This window comes from Rhodococcus sp. UFZ-B548 (assembly GCF_903819475.1).
Lineage (GTDB): Bacteria > Actinomycetota > Actinomycetes > Mycobacteriales > Mycobacteriaceae > Rhodococcus_F > Rhodococcus_F erythropolis.
Genome location: NZ_CAIJDS010000085.1, coordinates 1 through 14351 on the forward strand (window position 1 = coordinate 1; position 14351 = coordinate 14351).

General features: G+C 64.5%; 10 protein-coding genes and 1 pseudogene. 7 read left to right on the forward strand and 4 right to left on the reverse strand.

Features of this window, described 5'->3' with window-relative positions; all coding sequences use genetic code 11:
* Window positions 1–57 precede the first annotated feature (57 nt).
* The 4 genes and pseudogenes from H7C86_RS35170 to H7C86_RS35185 form a co-directional block, all read right to left on the reverse strand.
* Window positions 58–603: pseudogene (locus tag H7C86_RS35170) on the reverse strand (hypothetical protein); the annotation flags it as partial.
* Complete coding sequence (locus H7C86_RS35175; protein WP_182263338.1) at window positions 600–3647, reverse strand: ATP-binding protein; 3048 nt, start codon at window positions 3645–3647, stop codon at window positions 600–602. The pseudogene H7C86_RS35170 and the gene H7C86_RS35175, both read right to left, overlap by 4 nt.
* Window positions 3644–4042 carry a hypothetical protein gene (locus tag H7C86_RS35180; RefSeq protein ID WP_019749729.1) on the reverse strand — a complete coding sequence of 133 codons (399 nt, stop codon included), beginning with the start codon at window positions 4040–4042 and terminating at the stop codon, window positions 3644–3646. The genes H7C86_RS35175 and H7C86_RS35180 overlap by 4 nt, the downstream gene beginning before the upstream one ends.
* A gap of 41 nt (window positions 4043–4083) precedes the next feature.
* Window positions 4084–4410 carry a hypothetical protein gene (locus H7C86_RS35185; RefSeq protein WP_182263339.1) on the reverse strand — a complete coding sequence of 109 codons (327 nt, stop codon included), beginning with the start codon at window positions 4408–4410 and terminating at the stop codon, window positions 4084–4086.
* Between the two features lie 1265 nt (window positions 4411–5675).
* Here H7C86_RS35185 and H7C86_RS35190 point away from each other — a divergent pair.
* The 7 genes from H7C86_RS35190 (at window position 5676) to H7C86_RS37750 (ending at window position 13929) form a co-directional block, all read left to right on the forward strand.
* A complete protein-coding gene (locus H7C86_RS35190; protein ID WP_182263340.1) occupies window positions 5676–7778 on the forward strand; it encodes an FtsK/SpoIIIE domain-containing protein in 2103 nt (700 codons plus the stop codon).
* A 58-nt stretch (window positions 7779–7836) separates the two neighbouring features.
* Window positions 7837–8193: a hypothetical protein gene (locus H7C86_RS35195; protein ID WP_019749726.1), complete on the forward strand. Its 357-nt coding sequence runs from the start codon at window positions 7837–7839 to the stop codon at window positions 8191–8193.
* Complete coding sequence (locus H7C86_RS35200; RefSeq protein ID WP_182263344.1) at window positions 8193–9527, forward strand: ParA family protein; 1335 nt, start codon at window positions 8193–8195, stop codon at window positions 9525–9527. Before H7C86_RS35195 ends, H7C86_RS35200 begins: the two co-directional genes overlap by 1 nt.
* A gap of 75 nt (window positions 9528–9602) precedes the next feature.
* Window positions 9603–10811: an insoluble domain protein gene (locus tag H7C86_RS35205; RefSeq protein ID WP_182263341.1), complete on the forward strand. Its 1209-nt coding sequence runs from the start codon at window positions 9603–9605 to the stop codon at window positions 10809–10811.
* Between the two features lie 106 nt (window positions 10812–10917).
* Window positions 10918–11583: a hypothetical protein gene (locus tag H7C86_RS35210; RefSeq protein WP_182263342.1), complete on the forward strand. Its 666-nt coding sequence runs from the start codon at window positions 10918–10920 to the stop codon at window positions 11581–11583.
* 422 nt (window positions 11584–12005) lie between these two features.
* Window positions 12006–12794: an N-formylglutamate amidohydrolase gene (locus H7C86_RS35215; RefSeq protein ID WP_259349411.1), complete on the forward strand. Its 789-nt coding sequence runs from the start codon at window positions 12006–12008 to the stop codon at window positions 12792–12794.
* Window positions 12787–13929 carry a hypothetical protein gene (locus H7C86_RS37750; protein WP_259349412.1) on the forward strand — a complete coding sequence of 381 codons (1143 nt, stop codon included), beginning with the start codon at window positions 12787–12789 and terminating at the stop codon, window positions 13927–13929. The genes H7C86_RS35215 and H7C86_RS37750 overlap by 8 nt, the downstream gene beginning before the upstream one ends.
* Window positions 13930–14351 lie beyond the last annotated feature (422 nt).

The window sequence follows — 14351 nt, forward strand, 5'->3', positions numbered from 1 at the left end:
TCGGGGCCACGAGCCCCATCAACTACCGGGCACCCCGCTCAAGCGCGAAGAGCCCGTTCCGTAGACACCGAGCATTCCGTTGGAGATCGAGGCGACGATCTGGTCGAACTGCACCATCGCCGGGGCGATCCCGGCCTCTTCGGCGGCTGCTCCGGTCTTCGTCTGGTCGTCGAGCCAGAACGCTGCAGCAGCGAATCCCTTGCCGATTGCGAGGAATGTGTTGCCCAGGGTGGTGTCCGCGACTGCGTCGGGTGCGCGGACCAGGTCGCTGCCGCAGCCGAGGTCGTAGGTGTACCAGCGCAATCCGGCCCACCCGTAGGTTTCGTAGCCGGTGCCGCTCTGTTTCGGTTCGCGGTCTTTGCTCGAGGAATCGAACTCGGCTGCCATGACCGAGTTCGGGAACTCGGGGGAGGGGACGTCTTTGCAGTCGAATCCGCCGGCAGATGCGATCGGCCCACCCGGAGCGACGAGGGGCACCAGCACCAACGCCAGAACGGCGAGAACCCGCGCCAGGTTGACGGTCAGCGCCCGAACGCGCGATCGAGGGGGGATTGCCTCATCCAGCTCTGCTGAGGGCGCTCTGAGCCCTCCGCGGGTGATCATGCGGTACCGCCGAGGGCGTTCTTCGCCGACGAGGAATTCAGCGCCGCGAACACATGCGCGAGATGCACGTAGTGAATCCAGCTCGAACGCACCAGTTCCACGTCGTCGGCCATCCGGATCATCCAGCGCCGCGCTTCGTCCTGATAGGAGGTGTCGGTGTCCTCGTCGAGAGTGTCCTCGCCGCCGCTGCCCAGTTCAGCGAGGAACTGCTCGAACCCTTGCCCGGTGGGAAGTTTGAGCAGTTTCAGGGCGCCTTCGATTGCATGCGGATCACCACCGACGTCACCGACGAACACCTCGTAGGTCAGGGCGGTCTTGTCGTCGCTGCCGTCCAATCCGAGGAAATCATCCGGAAGCTGCGAGCAGACCAGAGCGCGGACCTTGAATTTGCGTGAGTCCCGGGCGATTCGGAGGTTGAGGGTGCGGCCGGCGCCAGTGGATTCGAGATATTTGTTCTCGTCGAGGAAGAGCACCTTGCGCACATGGCGAGGCTTTTCGTAGACGAGTCTGTTCGCCAGCCACGCGGCCATGTGCATCAACGGCGCCGTCATCCGTTGCTGCGGTGTCCACTGCGAGGACGGCGTGCCTTCGGGCGGTAGCTGCAGGCCCGGCATCGTCAAGATCGTCAACCGGATGTCAGCGTCGAATGCATCCGCTCCACTGCCGATCGTGCCCTCCTCCGGGAACAGCACACGCGCCTCGGTGAGCTCCGACATCAAACTGAGCTGCTGGTACAACCCGTTCGCGCACGTTTTGATGGCCTGGTCCGGATCGCTCACTCCGATCGATTGGATCGAGGCCAACACTTCCCGGAGGTTGTGGTTGCTGTCGCCGCCGACCATGTTCGCAGCCATGTGCAGCACGGGTTCGGTGTGCTCGAGATGCAGATGCCGTTCGGTGAGCATCATCTTGAGCACCGAGACGGCGACCTCGACACGCTCGGCAGCAGCTGCACGCATATCCGCCTCGAACTTCGACTGCGCCGCGGCGAACCGATCTGCATCCCGGGCGAACTCGACATTGCGAGCGTCGTACTCGGGATCGTCACGACGCGGATCGGTGATCACGCGGTAGGGGTTCAAGGCGCCAGCGCGTGAATCGCGACCGGTGAGGGCGTAGACGCGGGCGATGTCACGAAACTCCGGTAGACCGGCCAACGCAGCGAGCGGACCGGAGGGGTCGAGGACAACGCCGTACGCGCCGGCTCTCACGGCTTGGTAGACGATCATGCCTGCCAGGAACGTCTTACCCGAACCGGGTACGGCGACGATCGGTGTCAGCCCGGACTTGTGCTTGATCTCGTGCGCGGCGAACAGGTCCCAGATCACCGGGCGCGGCGAGATGGATCCGGTCTCGCCCAGGACGACACCGCGGCGGTCACCGATCCGGTCACTGACGGTCGCCATCCCGGCGGCGACTGCTTCGACATCCATGTGTCGTTTGTTGGCGATGTTGGCTTGCGGCTCGCCGGGTATGAACTCGCGGAGCAATTGGTATTGGCCGTGCTCTTGTTCGAGCGAGATGTGCGGTGAGTACATCTCCTGCAGATCGGAGACTTTCTGCCGCGCATCGTCGGGGTCGGTGCCGACCACCGCGAGGCGGTACCACCCGGTGGTTCGAGTAGAGAGTCCGGAATGGTCTTCTTCGACGTCGGAGATCACGTCCTGCGCGCGGGCGTGCTGCTCCGCCAACTCTTTCGGTGGGACCTGATCGTGTTCGACGGTGTAGTGGTCGAACTGCGATTCGATCTTGCCGGTCAGGGAGCGCATGGTGCGGATTGTTTTCGCTTTGTCGTGCAGCTCGATGCGGTCGGACCATTCGAGAGGTTCACCGGACGGATCGCCGATGATCTGCCACGGCAGCATTCGTTCCGGAATCGGTAGGGGAGCCATGCGGCCGATCGTCAGCACGATCACCACGCCGGTGTACTTGCGGCCGTCGACGACGCCGGAGACGGTCGTGTACCCGTCGCCTGGGGTGAGGGAGAGGTCGGTGAGATCCTCCATGGCGGCGACGTCGGTCTCTTCCCAATCTCCGGCGCCGGCGATCGCACCGCCAGCCTCCAGCGGCAGACCGATGGTCGCTGATCGGCGCAGCAAGTAGTCGATCGCGGCGGGTGTGGCCGGGGTTGCTTTCACTCCTCGGCCAGACATGATGCGTTCGAGTGTGGCGAGGTGGTCGGCAAGGGCCTTCTGCTCGCGTTCGAAGGCGTCGTCGGCCCAGCTGTTCACCCCCGTGCACACCCTGCCCAGCAGCGGCCAGTCAGCGACATACCGCAGCATCCGGGCGGTCCAGTCCAACCCCTGGCCCACTGAGGAACGTTGCGGAAGTTCGATACCCCAGTAGCGGCCTTTGATCGTCGCGTTGGACCACAACATCGCATGCTGCTGCCCGCGCAGGTAGTCCGCCCACGACAATGCGCCAGGAACATCGGGAATCGGGCTTGCCCACTTGTCGTGATCGACCGCCCACTGCGCGACAGGGAACGGGGTGCGCACGAGGCGGCGATGCACCTTGTTGACGCCGGCCTTCTGCAGGTTGGTCAGGATGATCGCTTCGTCCTGGATGAAGCGGCGCTGCTTTCCGGTGGTGCGGAAATTCCACGGGCCCTGGCGTTGGACGAACCATGCGGTGGACGTGGTCGCGGTGCGGGTGATGTTCGCTGATGTGCCGGTCAGTTTCAGGCGTACCGCATTTCGTTCGCGGTCTGCTCGTTTTTTCGCTGCTGTCTTGTCGCGATCTGTTGCCGACTTTGCACGTTTCTTGCCTGTGCGGCGACGCTGACGGCCGAACGCTTTGTCTGCGACGTGGTCCGGATCGGATGCAGGGGAGATGAGGCCGTCGGGGTCGTCCTCGCCGTGGTCGTATTCAGAACCATCCGGAACGTGTGCGTGTTCGGCTTCGGACCACGCACGTACCGGTTGCGGAGCATACGACTGCACTGCTGCCCACGAAGGCGGGAGGGCACCGGGAGGAATAACCGGAAGCGGGTCGTCGAGTTTCGGATCGAACAGAGCCGCAATGTCGTTCTCGGGAGCGGTCATCGGTGATCCTCACCGTCGAGGCGAACAGGTACGACGGCACGTTCTCCTGTAGTCAACCGCTCGGGTAGCGAGATGAACACGGGTGCACCGCGCTTCGGTGGGCGCGGCGCAACGAGGTCGTTGAGGGCGGCCTTGAGAACCGACCGCAGTGGGCGGTCCGGGGTGACGAACTTCGCGATCCGGGTCGTAAGCCACACCGTGATCACGGCCATCACCATCAGCGATTTGAACCCGAGCGGGACGTGCAGAATTCCGCGACCGATCACGAACACCACCACGAAAGCAACCACGCCGACGATGCCGGCTGTGTAGCGGATCCGCACGGGCAGTGGATAACCCGTCGGACCGAGGTAGTGCCGGTCCACGCGGTACATCAGGTCGTCGTTGTCGATCACCGAGCATCCCCTTCGAATGTTCTCTGCGCAGGCATCAGCGGTTAGGTCGAGATACCGAAGAGTCCGAGAATCCAATTGCCGATCCCCGTGGCCGCCGATTCCGATGTCGCGATACCGAGGTAGGCAAGCCCGAACAATCCGAGTCCGCCGACGGTGAAGACCCGCGACAAATTGCCCTTGAGCCCGCCGACGAGAACTACACATGCGAGGGCGATGAGGATGGTGAAGACGATGTTGTCCTTGATCCACGTGCGCAGACCACCGGTATTGATGTCCGTCGACTGCGCGAGGGTCACTGCATTCGCGGTGAGCGGTGGATGCGTCGCCGTGATCGACACGTCGATCACGGCGGAAGCAAGAGAAAACATGAGCACTCTCCAACACAGTGGTGAAACCAGACCCCACGAATGTGGTTGCGCGGAAACGTAGAAGAGTGGTGGCGGGAATTTCAATGCGACCTGTGGATAACTTTTCGACCCCGCGGTTGGCGCGCTGGCCGATCAGCGCGAGCGCGTGTCGTCGTGTCGGGTGCGTTCAGGTGTCGCGATTCATCCGCCGGGGATCTCTCGGCGATCGTGGGAACTAACTCGAATGCAGGGGGAGCGCGGCCACGGAACGGTCTTCGCTGCGGGTGTCCGCGGGAGACTTCCCAGACCTCAACGGGAGGGTTCCTTCAGTGGATTGGCAGACAACTGTGAATGGGCATGGTCGACGGACCCGCCGCAGACCGTGGCGATCGCCACGTGCCTCGCTTGCTGTGCTTCGTGGCCTTCGTCCGCCTCAAGAATTTGGCGCAGAACCATTTTCGGAACGTGTCCGCCAGCTGTGTGGGTGACCCCTGCTGGAACTTGCTCGAGGCACCCGCGGCGGGGACATGGTCTGAGGGTTGACGAACGGTTCTTCGTCACTGCCTGCGTGGTGTGCATGCTTTGCGTGCATAGCGTGGTCAGCACGCATGTGTGGGGGGCTGCGCACCCCGTGCTCGAACAGTCCCGCATTGAGGGTGCCTGCAGAGGTCGCGATCGGAGGTGGAATTCAGGGGTCCGATTCACTCTTCCCCTTCGGGGTCACTCCCCCGGCCCTTCGGGCCTAGGGGGAGTGTACTGCTCAAAATTGCTTCGCGCCAACATATTTCAATCAGCTGCTGGTCAGGGTTCGGTACGGGGTATCGCCGGGTCATTCTGGCGTGGCGCCTGCCGCGGTGTCGTCGACACCGTTCTCGGCTGTTCGTGCACCGGGTTCTGTACCTCACGAAGCGTGACGTTCGAGGGCCTGAAAGGGGTCCGCGAACAGGGGCGCGGGAAGACAAAAACCACGCGAGATGTACATCGTCGTCGGGGCCGTGGCCTAGGTGGTTGAACAAGTCCCCAAACGGTGTATCAGCGATGCCGTCGCGGATCCTGCGATCGGTAATGCGCAGCACCACAACCAGAACCAGCCGCGGGTAGAGGCGATGGGTGTCTATCGCGCCCCGGTATCACCGCTCGGGCAGGTGACGCACGCTCCAGCCACACACCCGCGAAGCAAGTTATCCACAGGCGGGTTGAGATTGCTTCCCGCGCTATGTGACAGTGCACCCCACACGCCCCGGCGACGACTGTCGTGGACTGGATTTGAGTGAGAGGAGTGGACGGTGAGCAGAAGCCAGCAGGACCCGCTCAAAGACTTTCTCGTCGACCTCTTCGGCTCCGACAAGCCTCACGCGCGAACAAGCGGTGTGGGGGAGTCCGCCATCCGCCCCTACAGGGCGTGGGCGCCTTTCGCTGTCATCGCAACGACACTCGCGTTTCTCGCGCCGCAGCTCCTCGAACTCGCCGAACAATTCTCGACCCCTCAACTCGACAGCACAGTCTCCGCAGTCCACCAATATCGGTGGCCGCTCGCCGCCCTCACTGTCTGCCTGCTCGCCTGCGATATCGCACGGTTCCTCACCCACCGTCACCGCGCCGGACTCGACGCCCAAATCCGGCAAAGCACCCGCCACACCCCGGTCAAAATCAGCGTCGGATACCCGCCCGGCATCACCACCCTGCGCAGCGCCACCATCACACTTACGCGCGGCGCCATCATCCGTCCGAAAGAGCTCGGCGAATTCACCACCGCAGTACGGGCTTCCGCGAGCAGGCGCACCAGCAGATGGACCTACACCGTCGTCCACGACGCCCACCGCGACCGAATCCGCATCACCCGCACGCTGACTCAACCCGATCTCCGATCACCGCGGCACAAGGCACTGGCGAACTCCCTCAAAGACGGACCGCTGAAAGAGCCCGCCGTGAGCGTCGCCTCGCTCGACGGCGACGTCGAAACCGCCTTCAAGATCACCTTCACACCCACCCTCTCCAGCGGTGCACGCGGATTCCAGAAGAAGGTCGACGAAGCCCTCGCCGCCCTCGCCGGCGAGCACGAATCCGGCCGCACCTGGGCCACCGACTGGTTTCCCTCCGAGGGCTACCTCCTGATGGGCCTGCGCGCCCCCCTGCCCACCCGCGTCGATCACCCTCTCGAACTCGTCGACGAGAACTTGCGCCACCTGCCCTACGCGACGGCAGCATCGGAGGTATACATGTTCTGGGACATCTCCACCAAGTCGAACAAACCTCACTGCCTGATCGTCGGACCCACGGGCGGTGGCAAGACATCGGTGATCCGCACCCTGCTCACCGAAGCCTCGCGACGAGGAATCCCGTTCCTGGGCGTCGATCCGAAAATGATCGAACTCGACGGACTCGAGGGCTACCCCGGGTGCGCCGCCATCGTCTACGACGCCGTCCGCTCCGCGATGCTCGTGCGTGCCCTGCACAGCGAAATGATGGCCCGCAACCACTACGTCCACGTGAAGAAGATCGAGCCGTCCCAACTCCCTCTCCTGATCGCTGTGCTCGACGAGTTCTTCATCCTCTCCGGCAAATGGCAGCGCCTCGCCAAAACCGGTGACGACGAAACCCGCGATCTCCTCAAAGAACTCGACCCACTCGGGGCGTGGGCCGATCTCGCCGTCCTCGCACGCTCGGCCGGTATCCGGCTTCTGCTCGGTGTGCAACGACCCGACGCGTCCCTCTTCGGCGGCGCCTCGGGCAACGCGCGCGACAACTTCGGCACCCGCATCTCCCTCGGCAACCTCTCGCAGGACGGCGCGATGATGCTGTGGGGCGACTCGCAGATCGGCCGCGAGATCGACACCTCGATCCCCGGCCGCGGAGTCGCCCTCGGCAACGACGGCGTGCCCGTCGATGCGCAGATGTGGTGGACCCCGAACGTCGACCCGCACCCCAACAAATGGAATCAACTCTCGACCTCGGAGAAGAAGATCATCGAAGGGCTACGGCCCCAGCAGGAACCGCACATCGCGTTCTACTCGACCGAACTGCGCCACTTCATCGAATCCGAACGCTCTGTCGCCGTCGCGGCCCGCGCCTACGGCCGAGCTCCCGAGCCCACCGTCCTCGGCCACCACGACGACACCCCCGCCGCCGACCCAGAGGACGACTTCGCCGACGCGATACCCGCTTCCGCGGTCACCGAAGGAATGACCGTCCTCGTCGACGACGGACACGGCAACGAACACCCCGCGACCGTCGCCGCGGTCACCGTCATCCGCGACAAAGACAGCGGCGCCGTCACCGAAACCACCCTGACCTTCCACGGCACCGGACGGATCAAGAACCACATCACCTACGGACCCCACGAAGTCGTCCTGCTCCCCGAACCCGATACCACCGCACCCGCGCCCTGACACCGCAGCCCCGACGTCGCTGATAAATCTGCACAACCCTCACCCGAAAGGTCCACCCATGAGCCGCCGCATCTCCCAATCGATCACCCCCACCGCCGACGACATCACCGTGCTGCGCAACCCCTTCGCAGCACCCAAAGGCGGCGGCGATCCCGTCATCACCGAACTACGCCGCGTCCTCAAAAACGCCATCCCCACATGGCTACCGAAACTCAGCGAAGACCAGGAACTGACCGCTCCGCGACTCGACGAAATCAAAAGAGCCGTCGCCACCCGCCGCCAGATCATCGAAGTACTCCCCGACGGCAAAGCCCGCGACGACGCTCTGGCCGCCCTCGACAAGGCCGACACCATCGTCCTCGAAATGGACACCGAACTCTCCGGCGTCGGAGCCTTCACCGGAACCACCGCGTGATGTCGACCCTTGCCATCGAAATCACCTCCGAGCGAACCGCACTCGTGAGCGGGGCAGGGGACGAGAAAGTGGAACTGTCCGCCGACAACGGGCAGTCGATCCACGCGGTGATCGCACAGTTCAGCCGACAACACTCCGCCGACGCAGGCTCACCCGTCGAGGTCACCGTGCAGGAAGCAGGCCGCTCCCGCCAACTCACCGTCGCACCGGACGGGAAGGTGGCGCAATCGCTGCCCACCGGACCCATCCCCACGCCCACCGACACACCACAGACGCGGCCGGATCATCATGTCGAGGAACCGGTCACGATGGCGGTGACACCCCTCGGCGATTCACCGCCAGCCGTGGGAGTAGACACTCATACCCGGTCAGTCCCCGGGGCGCGCACACCGACCTCGACATCAGTGCTCGCAGCACCCGAAATTACGGCCGGCTCCCAGGAACCCGCCCGCACCGGACTACGCGGCCGACTCAACACCCTCCTCAACCTTCAAATCGCCCCGAAACCCGGGTCCGCCGAAATTCGTCAACGCGCCGCCATCGCATCCATCACCGGCCCACTCCCGGGGTTCTCGATTGTGACCATCGCCAACCCGAAAGGCGGCGTCGGCAAAACCCCACTCGCGGTAGGGCTGAACGCGATCATCGCCGAACACCGCGGCGCCGCAACCACGGTCTGCGTCGACGTCGCCGATGTCGGCGGCAGCCTCGCCGACCGCGTCAGCACCCCACCCCGCGACGGACACGACCTGCTCGCACTGATCGCCGCCGAGACAGCCCAGCCCGGCAGCATCCGGCCCTCGGCGCTCTCGCAGTACCTCACCCGCCAACCAAGCGGGGACGACATCGTCGCCGGCAACAACGGCGCCCACGGATCCGCTCTCGGCTACGACGACGCCCATGCCGCGGCACAGATCTTGTCCCAGCACCGCGAGATCCTCGTCGCCGACACCGGCAACAACCGCCTCGCCGGCAGCTGGCACTGGGCAACCACCCACGCGGACGTCCTCCTGGTGCCCGTCCCGCTCCGCCGCGACGCCGCCGCAGCCGCGCACCGCATGCTCCTCGACCTCGCCGCCACCGCGGGCCGGGCGATGATGGCTCGCACCATTGTCGTCATCACCGACGGACCGGGCGATGCGCCGATGGTCGAAATCGACGCTGTCGACGCCTTTCTCGACGCCGGCGTCTATTCGGTCGCCCGGATGCCGTTCGAACCACTCTTCGCCTCCGGAGAGCGCATCGCGCCCTCGAAGCTCCGGCGTAGCACCACCGAAGCCCTGACCGTTGTTGCCTCGACCGTCATCGATCTCATTGCCCACGCCGCGGACTGACCTCTTATCAGCCGGCCCCGCACACGAGCATCCCTCCCTGCATCCATCCATACCCTCCTGAACGAAAGGCACCACATGAGCATCGACACCACCTCAGCCCACCGAGCCGCCCGCCGCGCACACCGGCGCGGCCGACACCGCAGCCCCACCCTCGCCCGCCAGAGCGCCATCGCCGTCGTCGCAGCAGTGGCAGCCGGAATCACGCTCGCACCACCGGCGATCGCAGCGCCTGGGCAAGCCGGCATCACCGACGGAGGAGGACAAGCCGGCATCACCGACAGCGGCGTGACCACCGAACCCACCCCGCCGCCGGCCACAGAAGCTCCAGCCCTCACCGAGCCCATCTACTGGATCGACCCACCCGCGCAATACCAGCACATCGACTACCAGCCGCTACCGAACTGGGACTACGACACCGACACCTACACACCACCCACCTACACCGACACCACCCCGACCGACTACACCCAGCTCCATCTCCCCGGCCCCGTCGACGTCGTCGCACCGATCATCGCCCCCCGCGACACCCTCCGCATCGGAACCTTCTACATCGCACAACCGAACTGGGTCTCCGACGTCGACCTCGAACGGACCAACAACACCACCGCCATCATCGAATCCGGAGTCGCCACCGGCTGGAACTCTCTCGGCGTCCCCGTCGACAAAGCCAGCCGCGACGCCGCCACCCAAGTCGGCGGTGCCGCCGCCGGAGCACTCGCCGGAGGAATCGGCCTCGCGACCCCGTTCGCCATCGGAGGAGCGCTGATCGGCGGCACCGTGGGCGGAAACATCGGCCTCGGACTGGGCAACGTCTTCGTCCCCGGAATCGGCTGGGTAGCAGGCGGTCTCGCCGGAACCGCCGTCGGCGCCGGTACGGGCGCACTCATCGCCGGCGCACCAGCATTCGTTCTCGGCAGTCTGGGCGGAGGAATAGCAGGATTCACCGCCGCCGTCGCGTACGGCGCAGGCGAACTCGGCGAACCCGTCGAAATCGAGGTCCCCGACGTCGACCAACCCACCGTCACCAGCCAGACCCAGAACACGCTCACCGACTGGGAGAACTCCGGCCCCATCGGTGAGGCCGTAGCCACCACTGTCCGCGACACCGTCGCGACCGCCCCTGCGATCGATCAGCAGGCCCGCGACTTCGTCGCCGGACAGCCCGGAGGCGAGCAGATCATCGAACACGTCGACACCGCACTCACGGATTTCCTCACCAACGCCACCCCTGGCCTGGCGTCCTCGCTGATCAGCGACGCAGTCGGCGCGGGTATTCCGGCGTAAAACTCGCATCATCAGAGCCGTTCAGGGCGCGGCAACGCGCCGCCCACCCTGAACCTGTCCATGCGCCACTGCAGAACCAGGCGCGAGCACCGAAAGGACGACAGCGATGACGAACACGACAAGGCACCCCGCAGTGATCGACCTACTCGGCGGCACACCCCAGCCCACAAGCGCCGACACGACTACAACCGCGCCCACGCCCCCGCCAGCGTCGAAGCGTCCGCGCAAGAGGGATTCCCGATCGCCCCGCCTTCGTTACGTCGCTTCCCTGATTGTCGTGGTCGCGCTGCTCGGTTGGTTCGTCCCGCGTCTGCTCTCCGGCAACGACGAGAGCGCACAGGAAAGAATCGCCGACGAGACAGACACCTCGGAAACGGCACCAACCCTCGACGCCATCCCACCCGCCCTCGGTGTCGCTGCACCCACGCCTGAACCCGACCCCACCGGATGCCGCACCGACCCCGGCGACCAGAAAAGCGGCCCCGGAGTCATCGCAGCTTTCGAGCACGCCTACTACGTCACCCGCTCCGGAACAGCCGTCCGTGCACTCACTACCCCCGACACCTCCCTGCCGGCGAAAGAGACGATCCAGGCCGGAATCGACACCGTCCCAAAGGGAACCACCCACTGCGTGCGCATCACGCCCATCGCCGCCAGGATCTACGCCGTCGCTCTCACCGAAATACGAACCGACCAAGCGCCAGGTCAGTTGTCGCAAACGATAACAACTAAGGACATCGACGGCCGCTGGTTCGTTGACAGCATCAGCTGACCCGCGACGCCGACGACATTCTTCGAGAGATGAATCCCCAATGAAGCACTCTGCCAACCGAACCCGCCGCGCCGTAACTGTCGCACCAAATGGCGAAGCGACGACAGGAGTGCATTCGCCGGGGTGCCCGTCGTTACCAAGCGAAACGGTCGCCACCGACTCCACCGACGGTCGTCCCACCAGGTCCACATCTATGCCGCCGCCGACGCGCCGGTCGGCTGGAAACCCCCTATTCGTAGCAGGGCACTCCTACTCGTCCTTCCACGTCGACTGCACCTGACCAGAAAAGGAGAGTACGGATTGCGCTCCACAGATACCGAACATACTGCCAGCGTGAATAATTCACGTCCCGAAAGCATGTCGTGGCCTGCTGACAGGATGAACACGCCGAGATCAATAGGGGGAATTCAGTGTCAATTATCTTGACCGTTGTACCGGGCGACGAGGGCTCGCCGGTCATTATCCATGTTCCGCATTCCTCACATCTGATCCCACCTGCGGTCCGCGCCGACCTGATACTCACCGACAAGGAGTTGGCCGACGAGTTGGACGAAGCCACCGACACTGCCACCGACCAGATCGCGCTCACCGCACTCACCCACGTCCGCGTGCGACCCGCGATCGTGATCAACGATCTTTCACGTCTGGTCATCGACCCGGAACGGTTCCCCGACGGCGATCCGGCAGAGGCTTTCGGCCGCGGCGCCGTCTATACCCGGACCTGCTCCGGGGTGAAGTTGCGCGCCGAACCGTATCCACGTCGGGCGGAGCTGATCGCGGCCTATTTCCGTTCCTACGCCGATGCAGTCACCGATGCGGTGGAGAACCGGTTGAACGCTTGCGGGCGGGCGATCGTCATCGATCTGCATTCGTATCCGGAGAAGCCGTCCGCGTTCGAGGACGCTGCCGCGCCGCGGCCACGGTTGTGCATCGGCACCGACCCTCAGCACACCCCGCCGTGGTTGATCGATGCCGCCCGTGGCGCTCTCACGTCCCTCGGTGAGATCTCCGAGAACACCCCTTACAGCGGTACTTACGTGCCGCTGCGGTACTACGGCATCGACGAGCGGGTGACGTCGGTGATGATCGAATTGCGCCGCGACACTTACCTGACCGATCCGCGCACACCGCACCCCGCACGCATCGCGCAGCTCGGCCGCAATCTCGCGACCTTGATCGACGCAGTCAACGATCGAGCCGCCGATGTGTAAACCCAAACCCGGCCCGCGCTGCACCCCGCACATCCGCAAGCGTCTCGACAAAGCCACAGCCAGAATCAATGTTGCCCGAATTGCGCTCGACGAGAACCCCACTCATGCGCGCCTGCAACGACGCGTTGCCGCCGCCGAAGCCGCCTATCACTACACCCGCGCTCTCTACGACTCCACGCCCGGCGGCCAGAACGAACTCCGCGCAGCACTGGCCGTCGAACCCGACCGCCGCGCCGAGCTGACCCGTCGCCTGGCTGCTGGGCAGGAGTTGCGCGCCGGACAAACCGACGCACTGCACCGCGCGCAGGGTGGTGTGGCGGACAATGATAACGAGAGAGGAGAACACGATGGACGAACCGATGACGCAGGAACGCCGCGAGAAGTTCTGGGGGCAGTACGGCTGGAGCCCGGAACTGCCGGAGGCCAAGCGGGTGGAAATCGAGAAGTACTGGTCGGATCCGGAGATCGAGGAAGCCCAAGACCTCGGCTTCTAATCAACGATCGCCAGATCCAACCGGTCACCGACCACACCTTCGCTGCTGATGAACGCGAAGGCTTTGCTGCGCGCGGACTGTCCGCTCCCACGCTCTACGAGCTTGCCCCTACAGACGCTGGGGTCTACCGCGGGCAGATGCGCGAGCTCACCCACAAGAATCCGCACGCCGCGTCGGTCCACGTCTACGACGAAGACGAATACCGGCAGATGCGGCTATTGGTCACCGACGACGGAAAAGCTGGCGTCGCGCTCAAAGACGACGAGATCGTCTCGGCGTACGCGCACAAGGATTGCGCGCACCCGAGGTCGGTGCAATCGATTATCCGCCAGGCCACCCGGCTCGGTGGGCATCGGCTGGATTGCTTCGACACCGTCCTCCCCAAGCTCTACGCGGACGCCGGCTTCGTCCCCGTCGCACGGCTCGGTTGGAACGACGACTACGCCCCCGACGGCTGGGACTACCAACAGTTCAGCAGGTTCAACGGCGGACGGCCCGACGTGGTGTTCATGGCGTATGACCCCGACCGCGTCGGTGGTATGTACACACCGGAGGCGGGGGAGCACGTCGAAGACTACGACGCTGGTATCGCCCTCGCCCAGGCATACCGGGATCTCCCAAACACTCGGCATAGGCAATGAACAATATGCCCGAGGTTAGGGATCATCTTTCAAACTGGATGACCACGGGGCGGCCCGGTGGCGCCGACATGCGCCCGCTGGCAGGACCGTTCTCGGGTCAGGAGTTGTGTTCGCGCGCGAGCAGTAACCGGCACTTCATGGCCGATCGCGTGCGGTAGTGGTGGATCGGCGGCGCACTCGTTGCATGGGTGCTATCGATCTTGATACACGCCTCGTGGATAACCGCCCTCGTCCGCTGCAGTCGCAGCCTGGAATTCAATTGATGGGTTCACAGTCAATTCAAAGTTGGCTTCGTTGATTCTCGTCAACTACGCCGGGTGCCGTGTCCACGACGGAATTTGTCCCTCGATCTGTGAGCCACGCTGACGGCACTGTCACGTTAATCGAAAAGTGAAGCGGCGAAGGATGTTTGGGGCATTCTG

Bases quoted from the DNA above. Each gene is read 5' to 3' on its own strand.
- H7C86_RS35185 (WP_182263339.1), bottom strand. From the start codon at position 4,410: ATGTTTTCTCTTGCTTCCGCCGTGATCGACGTGTCGATCACGGCGACG.
- H7C86_RS35195 (WP_019749726.1), top strand. From the start codon at position 7,837: ATGAGCCGCCGCATCTCCCAATCGATCACCCCCACCGCCGACGACATC.
- H7C86_RS35210 (WP_182263342.1), top strand. From the start codon at position 10,918: ATGACGAACACGACAAGGCACCCCGCAGTGATCGACCTACTCGGCGGC.
- H7C86_RS35175 (WP_182263338.1), bottom strand. From the start codon at position 3,647: ATGACCGCTCCCGAGAACGACATTGCGGCTCTGTTCGATCCGAAACTC.
- H7C86_RS35205 (WP_182263341.1), top strand. From the start codon at position 9,603: ATGAGCATCGACACCACCTCAGCCCACCGAGCCGCCCGCCGCGCACAC.
- H7C86_RS37750 (WP_259349412.1), top strand. From the start codon at position 12,787: ATGTGTAAACCCAAACCCGGCCCGCGCTGCACCCCGCACATCCGCAAG.
- H7C86_RS35200 (WP_182263344.1), top strand. From the start codon at position 8,193: ATGTCGACCCTTGCCATCGAAATCACCTCCGAGCGAACCGCACTCGTG.